This is a genomic window from Bradyrhizobium sp. JR3.5 (genome assembly GCF_054057015.1).
On sequence record NZ_JBSRYV010000002.1, the window covers coordinates 3,697,587 to 3,713,204 of the forward strand.

A 15,618-nucleotide genomic window follows, 5' to 3' on the forward strand; every position below is an offset into this window, starting at 1 on the left:
CCGGCAAACGTCCTTGGGTATGACGCGGCCGGTTCGGGCCGCAGAACCAGGCCAAGGAGGCTGCGATGAGACGGACCCTGATCACGTACAAGACCAAGCCGGAAATGGCGGATAAGAATGCCGCGCTGGTTGCGGCGGTGTTCGCCGAGCTGAAGGCGGCGAACCCGGATGGCGTGCGCTATTTGACCCTGCGGCTGGAGGACGACACCTTCATCCATATGGTCGAGACCGCGGCCGATGACGGCTCGAGCCCGATCCTGAAGCTGGCGGCTTTCCAGGCCTTCCAGGACGGCATCCGCGATCGTTGCGCCGAGCCGCCGCTGGTTCGCAGTGCTGTGATTGTCGGAAACTATCGTATGCTGGATGCGCCGTGAACCGGCGGGCCTTGAACCGACTTGCCTTGAAGCGATCTGGCGGAGCCATCATGACGTCACCACCCCAGGCGCCGGCCGCGACCGATGTCGACGCGCTGCTGGCGGCGATGCGGCCAAGGCTGCATCGCTATTGCGCCCGCATGGTCGGATCGGTCATCGACGGCGAGGATGTGCTGCAGGACGCGCTGATCAAGGCGATGGAAGCCTTCGCGCCCGCGGCCCCGATCCAGCACCCGGAAGCCTGGCTGTTCCGGATCGCGCACAACACCGCGCTCGATTTCCTCAGGCGGCGCAACCGCCAGGAAGCGCTCCACGCGCCGGAGGAGGTGGACATGATGGCCGGAGAGCTTGACGACGTCAGCCGCCGTGAGATCGCAGCAAGCAGCCTGCGCACCTTCATGCGGCTGCCGGTTGCGCAGCGCTCCAGCGTGATCCTGATGGATGTGCTCGGCTGCTCGTTGCAGGAAGTCTGCGGCATCATGGATTTCAGCTTGCCTGCGGTGAAGGCCGCACTGCATCGCGGACGCACGCAACTGCGCCAATTCGCCCGCGAGTCCGACGATGCGCCACGGCCCGGCCTGTCGCCGGCTGATCGTCTCAGGCTGAACGCCTATGTCGGCCGCTTCAACGCCCGCGACTTCGATGCCATCCGCGCCATGATCGCCGACGACATCAGGCTCGAGCTCGTCAACAAGACGCGGCTGAACGGCAAGGCCGAGGTGTCACGCTACTTCGGCAATTATTCGAAGATCGATGACTGGCACCTGGTGACCGGACAGGTCGAGGGACGCCCCGCGATCCTGGTGTTCGATCCGAACGCCCAGGGCGCCCCGCCGCGATCGTTCATGCTGCTCGACTGGTCGGCCGACAAGGTCGCGACGATCCGGGATTTCCGCCACGCGCCCTATGCGATCGACGGCGCCGAATGGGCGGTGGATCAAGGGGTAGCGGCTCAGCCTCCGTAACGCAGTGACCGCGCCACAAACTCAGTGTCGTCCCGGCCTCCGAGCCGGGACCCATATGTGGACGGCCCCCGTGGCACAAGAGCTTTCTGGGATTGATCGGATCGCTTGCATCCATATGTCCGGCCTGTTGAGTGCGATCGAATGGATCGCTGGCCAAGATGGTTTGCGCGATGCGAGTTCCAAACAACCACGCGACCTGTTGGCGGCCGATGGGTCCCACGGATTGTCTCGCATCGTTGCTCGATCGATCGCTCCATCTGCTCTTGCAGCTCCGGGTCGGCTGACGAGCGAGCCCGCCAGCCGGCCAATCTGTTAAGCGGTACCCGTCGTCGCGGCATTCAGCCGTGCGGCGTCATAACTCTCACCCGTCACCATCAGCTTCCAGACGATGCGCGCCACCTTGTTGGCGAGCGCTACGGCCGCAAGCTTCGGCGGCTTACGCTTGATCAGCGCCAGCAGCCAGCGCGAGTGATGACCGCGCCCCCGCCTGGCCTGCTGGATCACCGCCGTGGCCCCGACGACCAGCAGACGGCGCAGGTCCCACGAGTTTGCGCGAAAGCTTCTTGCGTAAGACCGGCTGCTCGGACGCATCAACCCCATGCAGCACAAAAATATGCTTCGACGTATCCATCCCAATGCGGATAATCTGGTTCACGGACGGCTCCCATGTCTGAGATTTGCAACAACCTCATTCTGGCACACTGATGCCGTAGGGGGCCGTCCACACCATCAACCACGAATGGCAATTGGTTTGCGATGCTGGGGCCCCAGCCCGCTTCAACAATCTAACCCTGTGGTTATGGGTCCCTGCTTTCGCAGGGACGACGATGAGGCCGCTACCGCGTCTTGCCGCCGAATTCGCCGCTCGCGATCCGCGCCACGCGGCTGCCGCCGGCGGTCGGTGCGCTGTTTCGTTCAAACATGCCATCGCCGCCGCCCTCGCGCGGCAAGGACGAGGCTTCATCGACATGGCCGCTGCCCGGCCAGAACGTCAGGACCAGGTTCATCACGCCATTGACGGCCGTGCCGACCACCGTTGCACTGTGCTGATAGGTCAACGCATATTCGGGAAATCGTCCGGCAATGGCCCGGTCGAGCACCATGAGGGCGATCCATGCCGCCATCACGCAGACCGGATCCCATCCGATGTCACGCACGCGCATCGACTGCAGCATGAAGCAGACGACGAGCACGCCATAGAAGGAAAAGATCAAGGCAGGGCTGTTCGCAGCCTGCGCCAGCAGCACGTCCATCCTGCCGCTCGCCGGTGCGTTGCCGGTGATGCCGTAGACCAGCATCAAGAAGCCGATGCCGGTCACGAAGCTGCAGAAGAAGAAGGCCAGCCGGCCCATCCGGGCATTGAAGCCGAAGATGTAATTCAGCATGTGACGCACCCCTTTGGCGGCAGCGTCGCCCAGTGATGCTTTCCGGACCATGAAGCCTGCGAGCGCGTGCCGGCCTGTGGTTTCCGCCTGCTTTACCGGATCGTTAAAGCGTGCTGCGTTGCGACCTCCTCAAGGCCGGGCCCTGCGACAATCGTTGCCCACGCAACCGGCATTATAGTTCTTGCCATCGCCGATTTGGACGAATTATGATGCAAGGTGCTGGGGTATGCGCCGAAGGTTCTAATCGAGTGCCGTCGGTTCATGCTTGCTGCACACTTGCGATATCGCGCACAAAACACGTCACAGAACGGCGCGCGCAAAGCGTGACCCCCGGGCCCTCGCGATCAAGCCTGGCGGGACCTTTGGTTGAGGAGGGGAGTGAATATGAAAAAGGCATTCTGGCTGGCAGGCGCCATGGCTCTGGCGCTCGCGCAGCCCGCGACGGCGGCTGACAGCGTCAAGATCGGCTTTGTCTCGACCTTCAGCGGTCCGACCGCCGTGATCGGCAACGACATGCGCAATTCGTTCGAGCTCGCACTCGACCATCTTGGCCGCAAGATCGACGGCAAGCCGGTCGAGGTGATCTACGAGGGACGACCAGCAGAAGCCCGACGTCGGCAAGCAGAAGACCGAGAAGCTGGTGCAGTCCGACAAGGTCGACTTCATCGTCGGCTACATCTGGTCGAACGTGCTGCTGGCATCGCTGAAGACCGCGGTCGATTCGAAAACCTTCCTGATCTCGGCCAATGCCGGTCCGTCGCAGCTCGCCGGCGAATTGTGTTCGCCTTACGTGTTCTCGACCTCCTGGCAGAACGACCAGACGCCCGCCGCGATGGGCCTCTACATGAACCAGAAGGGCGTCAAGTCGGTGTTCCTGATCGGCCCGAACTACGCCGCCGGCAAGGATATGCTCGCGGGCGTGAAGAGCACCTTCAAGGGCGAGGTGGTCGGCGAGGAATACACGGTGTGGCCGAGCCAGCTCGACTTTTCCGCCGAACTGACCAAGGCGCGCAACTCCAAGGCCGAGTCGATCTTCGTGTTCTATCCGGGGGCCGCCGGCGTCCAGTTCCTGAACCAGTACGCCCAGGCCGGCATCAAGGCGCAGATCCCGCTCTATACCGCCTTCACCGTCGACGAATTGTCGCTGCCGCTGCAGAAGGACAACGCGATCGGCATTCCCGGCGCGCAGGAATGGGTCAACGACCTGCCGAACGCCGAGAACAAGAAGTTCGTCGAGGATTATCGCAAGAAGTATCCCGGCCTGCGTCCGACCTATTACGGCGCACAGGCCTATGACGCCGCCCAGCTGATCAACAGCGCCGTCGTCGCGGTGAAGGGCGACCTCACCAAGAAGGACGCCATGAAGGCGGAGATGGAGAAGGCCAACTTCAAGTCGCTGCGCGGCCCGTTCAAGTATGGCAACAACCACATCCCGATCCAGAACTTCTACCTGCAGGACGTGGTCAAGGACGCCGACGGCCAGCTCTCGCTGAAGACGGTCGCGACCATCGTCAAGGACGACCAGGACAAATTCCACGACAAGTGTTCGATGAAGTGATCTCTGCCGGTGCATGATCTGCCGAAACATTGAGGCTTTCTCATCGGCGATCGCGCATCCAATAACAATAAGCGGCGGCGCATGCGCGCTGCCGCTGTTTTGTTTCAGCCCGATGTGAAGGATCCATGTATCTCGTCGTCGAACAACTGCTGAACGGCCTGCAATTCGGCCTGCTGCTGTTCCTGCTTGCGGCCGGACTGACGCTGGTGTTCGGCATCATGGATTTCGTCAATCTGGCGCACGGCTCGCTCTACATGATGGGCGCCTATTTCGCGGCGACCTTCGTGGCCTGGACCGGCAGTTTTGTGCTCGGCGCGCTGCTGGCGCTGGGGGCGACGCTCTTGCTCGGCATCGTGCTCGAATATGTCGCGCTCCGGCACCTCTACGGCCGCGACCATCTCGACCAGGTGCTGGCGACGTTCGGCCTGATCCTGTTCTTCAACGACGCCGTCCGGCTGATCTGGGGCCCGGCCGGCCTCGCGCTGCCGCTGCCGGCCTGGCTCACCGTGCCGGTGCAGATCATTCCCGGCGTGTATTATCCGGCCTACCGCCTGATGATCATCGTGGTCGCGCTGGCGGTCGCCGCGATGCTCTATCTCGTCGTGATGCGCACCCGCGTCGGCATGCTGATCCGTGCAGGCGCCTCCAACCGCGAGATGATCGGGGCGCTCGGCATCAACATCAAGCTGCTGTTCACGCTGGTGTTCGGCCTCGGTGCCGCGCTCGCCGGTCTCGCCGGGCTGATGCAGGCGCCGATCCTCACCGTGCAGATCGGCATGGGCGAGAACATCCTGATCCTGGCTTTCGTCATCATCGTGATCGGCGGCATCGGCTCGATCCGCGGCGCCTTCATGGCCGCGGTCTTCGTCGGCATCATCGACACGATGGGCCGCGCGTTCCTGCCCGACCTGCTGCGCAAGGTGCTGAGCGGGGCGGCGGCCTCGACGGCGGCGCCGGCGCTGTCCTCGATGCTGATCTATCTCCTGATGGCCATCATCCTTGTGCTGCGGCCCGAAGGGCTGTTCCCGGCGGCCAAACGATGATGCCCAAGCTCAACGCTTCGAATGCGGTTGCGGCGCTGCTGTGCGTCGCGCTGGTCCTGCTGCCGGTCTATTCGGCTGTCACAGGCAACATCTTCATCCTCACGCTGTTCACCCGCATCGCGATCTATGCGCTGGCGGCTGCGAGCCTCAATCTGATCATGGGCTATGGCGGCATGATGAGCTTCGGCCATGCCGCCTATCTCGGCATCGGCGGCTATGCCGTCGGCATCCTCGCCGCCGAGGGCATCGGCTCCGGCTTCATCCAGTGGCCGGTGGCGCTCGCGGTCTCGGCGCTGTTTGCGCTGTTGATCGGCGCGCTCAGCTTGCGCACCCGCGGCGTCTATTTCATCATGATCACGCTGGCCTTCGCGCAGATGGCCTATTACGTCGCCTCCGCCCTGTCGCGCTACGGCGGCGACGACGGATTGACCGTCTACAAGCGCAGCGATTTCGCCGGCCTGATCAATTTGTCGGACCGCAACCAGTTCTATTATCTCTGCCTCGCCTGCCTGTTCGGCGGCCTCTATCTGATCTGGCGCATCGTCAATTCGCGCTTCGGCCTCGTGGTGCAGGGCGTCCGATCCAACGAGCAGCGCATGCAGGCGATCGGCTTCCACGCCAACCGCTATCGCCTGGTCTGTTTCGTCATCGCCGGCACGATCTGCGGCCTGGCCGGCGCACTGCTTGCCAACAACACCGATTTCGTCAGCCCTGCCGTGATGTACTGGACCCGTTCCGGCGACCTGATGGTGATGGTGATCCTCGGCGGCATGGGCTCGCTGTTCGGCCCTGTCGTCGGCGTGATCGTCTATCTGCTGCTCGAGGAGCTGCTGTCGCAGTTCACCGAATATTCGGGGCTGATCCTCGGTCCGGTGCTGCTCCTGATCGTGCTGTTCGCGCGCGGCGGCATCATGGGCCTGCTCGGGAGGATGAGCCGTGCCTAATTCCTTGGCTGATCCCTTGCTCCGCGTCGACAATCTGGTGCGCCGCTTCGGCGGCATCACCGCGACCGACAATCTCTCGATGGAGGTTTTGCCGGGCGAACTGCACGCCATCATCGGCCCCAACGGCGCCGGGAAGACCACGCTGATCAGCCAGCTCACCGGGCAGGTGATGCCGAATTCCGGAACCATCCGGTTTGCCGGCCGCGACGTCACGAGCCTGCCGTCCTACAAGCGCAGCCGGCTCGGGCTGGCGCGCTCGTTCCAGATCACCTCGCTGCTGAAGGATTTTTCCGCGATCGACAACGTCGCGCTCGCGGCGCAAGCGCATGACGGCCACTCGTTCCGCTTTTGGGGCAATGCGCGCAAGGAGCGGCATCTGCGCGCCACCGCCCGCGCGGCACTGGAGCGTGTCGGCCTCGGCCAGCGCGCCGATATCGTGGTGTCGCAACTGAGCCATGGCGAGCAGCGCGAGCTCGAGCTCGCGGTCGCGCTTGCCACCAAGCCGCAGCTCTTGCTGCTGGACGAGCCGATGGCCGGGCTCGGCGTCAACCGAATCCGCGCGGATGGTCGCCCTGCTGAAGGAGCTGCGCAAGGAAGTCACCATCGTGCTGGTCGAGCACGACATGGAGGCGGTGTTCGCGCTCGCCGACCGCATCACGGTCCTGGTCTATGGTCGCGTCATCGCCTGCGACGTGCCGGACGCGATCCGCAAGGACGAAGAGGTCAAGCGCGCCTATCTCGGCGATCAGCATGCGGTGACGCGCCATGGCTGATACCAAAATGGCTGACGCCAAATCTGCTGAAACCCTGCTCGAAGTCGACGCGATCGAGACCTGCTACGGATTGAGCCAGGTGCTGTTCGGCCTGTCGCTCAAGATCAAGGCGGGAGAGATGGTCGCGCTGATGGGCCGCAACGGCATGGGCAAGACCACGACCATCCGCTCGATCATGGGCCTGACGCCCGCGCGATCAGGCGCCATCCGCTTCGCCGGCGAGGCGGTGCGCGGCCTGCCGTCGTATAAGATCGCAAAGCTCGGCATCGGCCTCGTGCCGGAGGGCCGTCAGATCTTTCCGAATCTCACGGTGCGAGAAAATCTCGTCGCCGCATCCGGCAATCGGCTCGGCGCCTCCGATCCCTGGACGATCGACAAGATCCATGCACTGTTCCCGCGGCTCGCCGAACGCACCAGCAATATGGGCGTCACGCTGTCCGGCGGCGAGCAGCAGATGCTCGCGATCGGCCGCGCGCTGATGACCAATCCGAAGCTCCTGATCCTCGACGAGGCGACCGAAGGCCTGGCGCCGTTGATCCGCGACGAGATCTGGAGCTGCCTGTCGATGCTGAAGGGACGCGGGCAGTCGGTGCTGGTGATCGACAAGAATGTCGGAAACCTCACCCGCATCGCCGACCGCCACTACATCATCGAGCGCGGCCGTACGGTGTGGAGTGGGACGAGCGAGCAACTGATCGCCGAGCCGGAGCTGCAGCACAAGTATCTGGGGATTTGAGGCGGGCACGCCACGCTAGAGTCTATCCCCGTCACCCTGAGGAGCGCGAAGCGCGTCTCGAAGGGTCGACGGCCACCAGCCGGGCCGTGCATCCTTCGAGGCTCGCAAGTGCTCGCACCTCAGGATGACGGGATCAAAACATCTCGAAATATTCGCGCTGCTCCCAGTCCGACACCTCGGCCTGGAAACGCTCGATCTCCGCGTTCTTGATGAAGACGTAATAGTCGACGAACTCGGGCCCCAGCGCCTGGCGGAAGAACGGATCGTCTTGAAGCGCGAACACGGCTTCGCGCAGCGATTTCGGCAAGAGCGCGGCCTTGGTCTCGTAGGGCGTGTCGGCGGACGGGCCGGGATCGAGCTTGCGGTCGACGCCGTCGAGGCCGGAGAGGATCTGGCTCGCCATGTAGAGATAGGGATTGGCGGCCGGCTCGCCGATCCGGTTCTCCAGGCGTGTCGCCGGATCATTCATGCCGCCGAGCACGCGGATCATCACGCCGCGGTTGTCGCGGCCCCAGATCGCGCGATCGGGTGCCAGCGAATAAGAGCGGTAGCGCTTGTAGCCGTTGATGGTCGGCGTCGTGAACACCGTGGAGGCGCGTGCATGCTCGATCAGGCCGGCCAGCCAGGCACGGCCGAGCGGGCTCAGCGGCTCGGCGGCTTCCTTCGCCATGAAGGCGTTCTCGCCGCCCGCGCGCGATACCAGCGACTGGTGCAGGTGCCAGCCGCTCGCGAACACGTTCGGCAGTTTCGGCCGGCACATGAAGGTCGCGTGATAGCCGTGGCGGCGCGCGATCTGCTTCACCGCCGAACGAAACAGCACCATGGTGTCGGCGGGCGCGAGACCCACGGTCGGCGCGAAGGTGAACTCGCACTGGCTCGGGCCGAACTCGACCTCGACCGTACGCAAGGGCAGGCCGAGCGCGAGGATGTCGCGGCGGATGATCTCGAGCGCCGGCTCCATCTGATCGTAGCGCTGCTCGGTGAGATACTGATAGCCGTGCGACAGCAGGCTGACCGACGGCGGCCGTCCGGGCTGGCCGGCATCCTCCGGCGCCATGTGGGCGTCGTCGAGCTTGAACAGATGGAATTCGACCTCGAGGCCGGCGACGAAATCATAGCCGCGGTCTGCGAGCTGATCGAGCACCTTGCGATAGAGGTTGCGGGTCGCGAACGGCACCGGCCGGCCGTCGCTGAAGTAGAGATCGCAGAGCACCCAGCCGGTGTTCTCCGCCCAGGGCAGCACGCGGAACGTGGTGGGATCGGCGACCATCAGCACGTCGGCCGCGCCCTCCATCTCCTTCATGCCGAAGCCGCCGCCTGATGTGAACACCGGGAACACCGTCTTGTGCGAGGTGTCCTTGGCGAGCATCGTCGTGGTGATGGAGCAGCCGCTCTCCAGCGAGCGCACCGCTTCGCTGGCGATCAGCGTCTTGCCGCGCAGGATGCCGTGCTGGTCCGGGAATGACAGCCTGACGACTTCGAGGTTCTTCTCCTCGACGATGCGGCGGAGGCGGTTCGCTGCCTCCTTCTGCTCATCCGACCACAGGCCGTGACGCTCGACGAAACTCACCGCGTCACTCCTTCACTTCTCCCTCGCCCCGCTCTACGCGGGGAGAGGGTCGGGGTGAGGGGCTCTCCCCGCTGATTCGATTTATCGATAGACCTGTACCCCCTCACCCGGATTGCATCTGGCGATGCAATCCGACCTCTCCCCGCAAGCGGGGCGAGGTGAAGGATACCGTGCTGCGCCATCGAAACCATCTTCACTCCGCCGCCGTCAGATGATGCACCTTGCCGGCGATCTCGCGCGGCACGGGAGCTGCCCACGGCGCGCCGCGGCGGCGCTTGACGTCGACCTCCATCCAGTAGAGCTCCCAGCCCAGCGTCGGCCCGATGCCGTCCATCGTCGCGGGGCCCTGGATGCTGCGCGCGGAGGCGTCGTCGAGGAACAGCATCGGTTTCTCGCCGCCGGAAACCTTTTCGATCTCCTGCCGCAGCAGGCGGCGGTACTGCACGATCGCCTTGTCGCTCTGGCCGAGATGCTCGTTGGTGCGATCCTGGATCGCCCCCATCGATTCCACCGCCCACTGGTCGTGGACGTTGATGTCGGTGCCCATGCCGGTATAGGTCTCGGTCGCCTGCTCGTGCGGATCGAAGCCGTAATCGTTGCTGCGGTTCTTGCGCGACTTGTAGTCGGGCAGCGTATAGAGCTCGAGCCGCTGGTCGCGCATCTTCTGCTTGTCGACCGGCGCCGCGTAGCTGGTGAAGATCGCATACCAGTAGCAGTTCTCGTCATCGACCGGCACGTGCCACTGCGTGATCGTCATCTCGGTCGACATCGGAATCACGAAGCCGTGCGGGAATAGCTGATTGGTGACGCGCACATGGGTGCGCTGTTCGTCGAGCTCGCGCAGCGCGATCAGGCGCAGGCCGTATTCGGTGTGCTCGACATTGATGATCGGTCGATCATATTCGCGCAGGATTTTCGTCATCGGCATGTCGCTGCCGGCGGAGGCGCCGCGGAATTGCTTGCCGTAGGCCGCCGAGGTGTCCTCGTCCTCGAAGAAGCGATGCAGAAAGGAGGCGTGCGCCGGATCGATGCCGACCTCGAGCGCCTGCAGCCAGTTGCAGTTCATGTGGCCCTTGAATGCAAACGTATGGCTGTCGGGCGCAACGAAGCAGTCGAGCTCCGGAAAAGCCGGCGGGGCGCCTTCGCCGAGCCAGGCCCACAAGATGCCGCTCTTCTCGACCACTGGATACGAGCGCTGCTTGATGCCCTTGCAGAGCTGCGATCCGACAGGTTCGGCCGGCGTCTCGATGCACTGGCCACTGGTGTCGAACAGCCAGCCGTGGAAGGCGCAGCGCAGCCCGCCATGCTCGAGCCGGCCGAAGGCGAGGTCGGCGCCGCGATGCGCGCAGTGGCGATCGATCAGCCCATAGCTTCCGTCCTCGCCGCGAAACAGCACCAGGTTTTCGCCGAGCAGCCGCACCGGCCGAACCGGGCGCGGCCCTTCCAATTCATCGACCAGCGCCGCCGGCTGCCAGTACATCCGCATCAGCTTTCCGCAGGGGTCCTTAGCCCCCGTGCGGGTGATCAGATCGTTCGCTTCCTGGCTCATCATGGCGGCGTCTCCCGAATTTGGATTTGTTCGCCTATTGAACGAATGTGCGAATTATGCCATGTCTGTTTTGGACAGCAAGCGCAATTTTTGAACCGTTCAAAGCCCATGCCCAAGCTGAAGCGGACCGATCAGGACGAGCGCGCCACCGACTTCGTCGAGGCGCTCGATCGCGGCCTGCGTCTGTTGCAGGTGTTCGGCACCGTCTCGGGTCCAGCGACCTTGAGCGATCTCGCGCGTGCGGCCGATCTGCCGCGCGCCACCGCGCGCCGCATCCTGTTCACGCTCGCGCATGGCGGCTTCGTTGCGACCGACGGCAAGCTGTTCACATTGACCCCGCATGTGCTGACGCTGGCGGGCTCCTTCCTGCAATCCAACCAGGTGGTGACGGTGCTGCAGCCGGTGCTCGATCGCATCGCCACCGCAGCACAGGAGATCGCCTCGCTCGCGTTGCTCGACGGCGACGACGTCGTGTTCGTCGCGCGCTCGAGCCCGACGCGGGTGTTCTCCGCCGGTCTCGACATCGGCTACCGGCTGCCGGCGTTCTGCACGTCAGTGGGCCGCGCCATGCTCGGCCGGCTCGGCGATGCCGAGCTTGCGGCACGCCTGAAGGCGATGCGCCGCGATCCGGTGACGCCGCAGACCACGACCGATCCGAAGAAGCTGCTCGCCGCCATCATCGCCGATCGTGCGCAGGGCTACTCACTGGCCGACCGCGAGGCCGAGCCGCATTTCCGCTCGATCTCGGTGCCGGTGCGTCGCTATGACGGCACCATCGTCGCCGCGATCAACATGGGCGCGCATGTCGATCGTGTGCCGGCCAAGGAATTGATCGACCGTTTCCTGCCGCTGCTGCGCGACGGCGCTGAGGACGTGAAGAGCCGGTTGCTCTAGTGCGCCTGGGACATGAGGTGAGCCGAGTGGCCGCGGCGTCGGAACTGCGGTCCCCTCTCCCGCTTGCGGGGGAGGGCTAGGGTGGGGGCTCTTTCCGCGAATCGCATTGCGGTAAGAGCCCCCACCCGCCGCGCTACGCGCGTCGACCTCCCCCGCAAGCGGGAGAGGTGCAGCGAGAGTGCCGTTGGACCGACTTTGCCTGACCGGCTTTAAAGCGCGACGCTGCGCAGTCCGAACGAGCGCGCCTCGTTCTGCAGCACCGGCCGCACCGAATCGATCAGCCGCGCGGCGGCGGCGTCGACTGAAAGTCCGGCAGTATCGACCACTGCCGATGCGCGCGCATAAAGCGGTTCGCGGCTGACCAGAATGTTGCGCAACTCCGCCATCGCCGAGCGGTCGTCGGCCATCGGGCGCAGGTCGCCTTGGCGGCGGACGCGGGCCATGTGCTCTTCCGGCTCGGCCTTCAGCCAGATCGTGTAGAACGACGACAGGATCAGGTCGAAGGTCAGCGCCTCGGAGACGATGCCCGCCGCCGGTCGCCAGCACCATCAATTCCTTGCGCGCCAGCAGCTGCGTCAGCGCGGCCTGCTCCATGCGGCGAAAACCTTCCTGGCCGTACAGCGCGATGATCTCGGCGACCGACAGGCCGTTCTGCGCCTCGATCTCCTTGTTGAGCTCGACGAAGCTCCAGCCGATCTTCTTCGCCAGCATCCGGCCGAGCGTGGTCTTGCCGGCGCCGCGCAGGCCGATCAGCGCGATGCCGGAGAACGAGGCGCCGCGCGGCGCCAGCGGGCTGCTACCGGCGAGCATGTCCTTGGCCTGCGCGATCTGGTTCGGCGACGCCTTGCGCAGGAGATCGCGGATCACGGCCCAGTCCGGAACCGGCTCGCTCGAGGGGATCAGGTCCTCGAGATGCGCGCCCATCGCGCCTGCGACACGGCGCAGCAGCATGATCGAGACATTGCCTTTGCCGCTTTCGAGCTGGGCGATGTAGCGTTCGGAAATGCCGGAGACCTTGGCGAGCACCTTGCGCGACATGCCGCGGAGCGCGCGCATGGTACGCACGCGCTGGCCGAGCTGTTCGAGGAAGTCGGTTTCCGGATCGTTGGCTTCGGTCATGATCCCCGTGCGACGCGCGGTCCTGACTGAATCAGGTCCAATGGTCTAGGAAACATAATGCCGATGAGGATTGACAGCAAGCCGATGTGGTGGCTTTGTATGAATTATAATTCTTAAATCTTGACGGGAGAGGGCAGGCGCGATGCGCCTGTGCCTGAGGAGCGGGCCATGACCACCAACGCAGTGCCTTACAATGCTGTGTCCTGGCTGCTCGACCGCAATGTCGATGAGGGCCGCGGCGACAAGGTCGTGTTCGACGATACGGTGTCGCAAATCACCTATGGCCAGTTGCAGCAGCAGACCCGCCGCGTCGGCAACATGCTGCGCCGGCTCGGCGTCCGCCGCGAGGAGCGGGTCGCCATGATCATGCTGGATACGGTCGATTTCCCGATCGTGTTCCTCGGTGCGATCCGCGCCGGCGTGGTGCCGGTGCCGCTCAACACGCTGCTGACCGCGGAGCAATACGCCTACATCCTCGGCGATTGCCGCGCGCGCGTGCTGTTCGTCTCCGAGGCGCTGCTGCCGGTCGTGAAGGACATCATCGCGCGCATGCCCGACCTCGAGCATGTCGTGGTCTCCGGCAAGGACGCGCACGGCCACAAGAAACTGTCGGACGAGATCGCGCGCGAGAGCGACGTGTTCGCGACCGCGCCGACGCATGCCGACGAGCCGGCGTTCTGGCTCTATTCGTCGGGCTCGACCGGCATGCCGAAGGGCGTGCGGCATCTGCATTCCAATCTCGCGGCGACGGCGGAGACCTATGCGAAACAGGTGCTCGGTATCCGCGAGGACGATGTCGGGCTCTCGGCGGCAAAGCTGTTCTTCGCCTATGGCCTCGGCAATGCGCTGACCTTCCCGATGTCGGTCGGCGCCACCACGGTGCTCAATTCGGAACGTCCGACGCCGGCGGTGATGTTCGCGCTGATGAACAAATATCATCCCAGCATCTTCTTTGGCGTACCGACCCTGTTCGCGGCGATGCTGAACGACGAGGCGACGAAGGCGCAAGCCGCGGGCAATCGCCTGCGGGTCTGCACCTCGGCCGGCGAGGCGTTGCCGGAATCGGTCGGCAATGCGTGGCGCGCGCGGTTCGGCGTCGACATCCTCGACGGCGTCGGCTCGACCGAGCTCTTGCACATCTTTCTGTCGAATGCGCCCGGCGACATCAAATACGGCTCCTCGGGGCGTCCGGTGCCCGGCTACAAGGTGCGGCTGGTCAACGAAACAGGGGCCGACGTCGCGGACGGTGAGGTCGGCGAGCTCCTGGTCGACGCGCCCTCGGCCGGCGAGAGCTACTGGAATCAGCGCGCCAAGAGCCGCGCCACCTTCGAGGGCGCGTGGACCCGCACCGGCGACAAATACACGCGTGATGCCGACGGCCGTTACACTTTCTGCGGCCGCGCCGACGACATGTTCAAGGTTTCCGGCATCTGGGTCTCGCCGTTCGAGGTGGAGAGTGCGCTGATCACCCATCCCGCGGTGCTGGAAGCCGCCGTCGTGCCGGAGGCCGATCCGGAAGGCCTGCTGAAGCCGAAGGCCTATGTGGTGCTGCGGCCCGAGAGTTCGGCCGCGGGCCTGCACGAGGCGCTGAAGGAACACGTCAAGCAGAAGATCGGGCCGTGGAAATATCCGCGCTGGATCGATGTGGTCGACAATCTGCCGAAGACGGCGACCGGGAAGATCCAGCGGTTCAAGTTGCGGGAACACGAGCACTAGCTCCCCACGTCGTCCCGGCCTAGTGCGCAATTGCGCACGGGGGCCGGGACTCATGACCACAGGCTTGAATCGTTACGCAAAGCCGTCGGACACCATTTCTCAAAACAACGGCCGCGGCGTATGGGTCCCGGCCTTCGCCGGGACGACGAGGGAGGAAGGCCCATCATGCAGAATTTGAACCCCAACGGCTTCCTCAGCATCGACGGCGCCGAGCTCGAATACCGGATGATCGGCCCGTCACCCGAGACGGCGCCGACCCTCGTGATGCTGCATGAAGGTCTCGGCTGCGTCGGGCTGTGGGGTGATTTTCCCGAGAAGCTGCAGGCGGCGACCGGCGCCGGCGTGTTCGCGTATTCGCGCGCTGGTTATGGCTCCTCGTCGCCGGCGAAGCTGCCGCGTCCGGTCGACTACATGCATCGCGAGGCGCTCGACGTGCTGCCGAAGCTGCTCGACCGGATCGGCTTCCGCCGGGGCCTGCTGGTCGGTCACTCCGATGGCGCTTCGATCGCGGCGATCTATGCCGGCGCGCATCAGGATCATCGCCTGCACGGGCTTGCGCTCATCGCGCCGCACTTCGTCGTCGAGGACATCTCGGTCAAGTCGATCGCCGAGATCAAGACGGCGTATGAGACCACCAATCTGAAGGAGAAGCTGGCGCGCTGGCACAAGGATGTCGACAACGCCTTCCATGGCTGGAACGACGCCTGGCTCGATCCGGCTTTCCGCGACTGGGATATCTCCGAATATCTCGCCTATATTCGCGTGCCGGTGCTGATCGTGCAGGGCGCGGACGATCAATACGGCACGATGCGCCAGGTCGAGATCGCCCGGGAGGAATGCTACTGCCCGGTCGATGTCGCGGCCATCGCCGGCGCCGGTCACTCGCCGCACCGCGAAGCGCCCGCGGTGACGCTGGACGCGGTCACCGAATTCGCCAAAGCGGCGCTGCGGGACGACCCGGCACTGGCGGCCTGACTTTTGGTGCCGGTGCC

At 64.7% G+C, this 15,618-nt stretch carries 11 protein-coding genes and 5 pseudogenes; 10 read left to right on the plus strand and 6 right to left on the minus strand.

Translation table 11 applies throughout. The features are described 5' to 3' along the window. The first annotated feature begins 65 nt into the window (after positions 1–65). On the plus strand, positions 66–374 hold the full coding sequence (locus ACVWW1_RS34505) for a hypothetical protein (RefSeq protein ID WP_456658959.1): 309 nt from the start codon (positions 66–68) through the stop codon (positions 372–374). A 50-nt stretch (positions 375–424) separates the two neighbouring features. Then, positions 425–1,339 carry a sigma-70 family RNA polymerase sigma factor gene (locus ACVWW1_RS34510; protein WP_456658960.1) on the plus strand — a complete coding sequence of 305 codons (915 nt, stop codon included), beginning with the start codon at positions 425–427 and terminating at the stop codon, positions 1,337–1,339. A gap of 312 nt (positions 1,340–1,651) precedes the next feature. Here ACVWW1_RS34510 and ACVWW1_RS34515 read toward each other — a convergent pair. The 3 genes and pseudogenes from ACVWW1_RS34515 to ACVWW1_RS34525 all read right to left on the minus strand — a co-directional run. Beyond that, positions 1,652–1,894, minus strand: a pseudogene (locus ACVWW1_RS34515) (IS110 family transposase); the annotation flags it as partial. After that, a pseudogene (locus ACVWW1_RS34520) lies at positions 1,887–1,994 on the minus strand (IS110 family transposase); the annotation flags it as partial. The pseudogenes ACVWW1_RS34520 and ACVWW1_RS34515, both read right to left, overlap by 8 nt. A 181-nt stretch (positions 1,995–2,175) precedes the next feature. After that, positions 2,176–2,724, minus strand: a complete 549-nt coding sequence (locus ACVWW1_RS34525) for a DUF805 domain-containing protein (protein ID WP_456658961.1) — start codon at positions 2,722–2,724, stop codon at positions 2,176–2,178. Positions 2,725–3,108: 384 nt separating this feature from the next. On the opposite strand from ACVWW1_RS34525, the pseudogene ACVWW1_RS34530 reads away from it, so the two are divergent. The 5 genes and pseudogenes from ACVWW1_RS34530 to ACVWW1_RS34550 all read left to right on the plus strand — a co-directional run bounded on the left by ACVWW1_RS34530 (position 3,109) and on the right by ACVWW1_RS34550 (position 7,778). After that, a pseudogene (locus ACVWW1_RS34530) lies at positions 3,109–4,282 on the plus strand (ABC transporter substrate-binding protein). Between the two features lie 125 nt (positions 4,283–4,407). Beyond that, positions 4,408–5,325, plus strand: a complete 918-nt coding sequence (locus ACVWW1_RS34535; protein ID WP_176533954.1) for a branched-chain amino acid ABC transporter permease — start codon at positions 4,408–4,410, stop codon at positions 5,323–5,325. Further along, on the plus strand, positions 5,322–6,269 hold the full coding sequence (locus ACVWW1_RS34540; protein WP_456658962.1) for a branched-chain amino acid ABC transporter permease: 948 nt from the start codon (positions 5,322–5,324) through the stop codon (positions 6,267–6,269). Before ACVWW1_RS34535 ends, ACVWW1_RS34540 begins: the two co-directional genes overlap by 4 nt. 4 nt (positions 6,270–6,273) lie before the next feature. Beyond that, positions 6,274–7,042, plus strand: a pseudogene (locus ACVWW1_RS34545) (ABC transporter ATP-binding protein). Further along, a complete protein-coding gene (locus tag ACVWW1_RS34550) occupies positions 7,035–7,778 on the plus strand; it encodes an ABC transporter ATP-binding protein (protein WP_456658963.1) in 744 nt (247 codons plus the stop codon). Before ACVWW1_RS34545 ends, ACVWW1_RS34550 begins: the two are co-directional and overlap by 8 nt. 133 nt (positions 7,779–7,911) lie before the next feature. On the opposite strand, the gene ACVWW1_RS34555 is transcribed toward ACVWW1_RS34550, so the two are convergent. Beyond that, positions 7,912–9,348, minus strand: coding sequence for a glutamine synthetase family protein (locus ACVWW1_RS34555; RefSeq protein ID WP_456658964.1), 1,437 nt, complete (start codon positions 9,346–9,348; stop codon positions 7,912–7,914). Between the two features lie 193 nt (positions 9,349–9,541). Continuing rightward, positions 9,542–10,900 (minus strand): aromatic ring-hydroxylating dioxygenase subunit alpha, encoded by a 1,359-nt coding sequence (locus tag ACVWW1_RS34560; protein WP_456658965.1) that lies wholly within the window; start codon positions 10,898–10,900, stop codon positions 9,542–9,544. Between the two features lie 105 nt (positions 10,901–11,005). Here ACVWW1_RS34560 and ACVWW1_RS34565 point away from each other — a divergent pair, with 105 nt between their 5' ends. Then, entirely contained in the window at positions 11,006–11,791 is a 786-nt protein-coding gene (locus ACVWW1_RS34565) for an IclR family transcriptional regulator domain-containing protein (protein WP_456658966.1), read from the plus strand. 209 nt (positions 11,792–12,000) lie between these two features. On the opposite strand, the pseudogene ACVWW1_RS34570 reads toward ACVWW1_RS34565, so the two are convergent. After that, positions 12,001–12,910 (minus strand): annotated as a pseudogene (locus ACVWW1_RS34570) (helix-turn-helix transcriptional regulator). A gap of 168 nt (positions 12,911–13,078) precedes the next feature. Here ACVWW1_RS34570 and ACVWW1_RS34575 point away from each other — a divergent pair. Continuing rightward, positions 13,079–14,626 carry a benzoate-CoA ligase family protein gene (locus tag ACVWW1_RS34575; RefSeq protein WP_456658967.1) on the plus strand — a complete coding sequence of 516 codons (1,548 nt, stop codon included), beginning with the start codon at positions 13,079–13,081 and terminating at the stop codon, positions 14,624–14,626. Between the two features lie 165 nt (positions 14,627–14,791). Continuing rightward, positions 14,792–15,601 carry an alpha/beta fold hydrolase gene (locus ACVWW1_RS34580; protein ID WP_456658968.1) on the plus strand — a complete coding sequence of 270 codons (810 nt, stop codon included), beginning with the start codon at positions 14,792–14,794 and terminating at the stop codon, positions 15,599–15,601. Positions 15,602–15,618 lie beyond the last annotated feature (17 nt).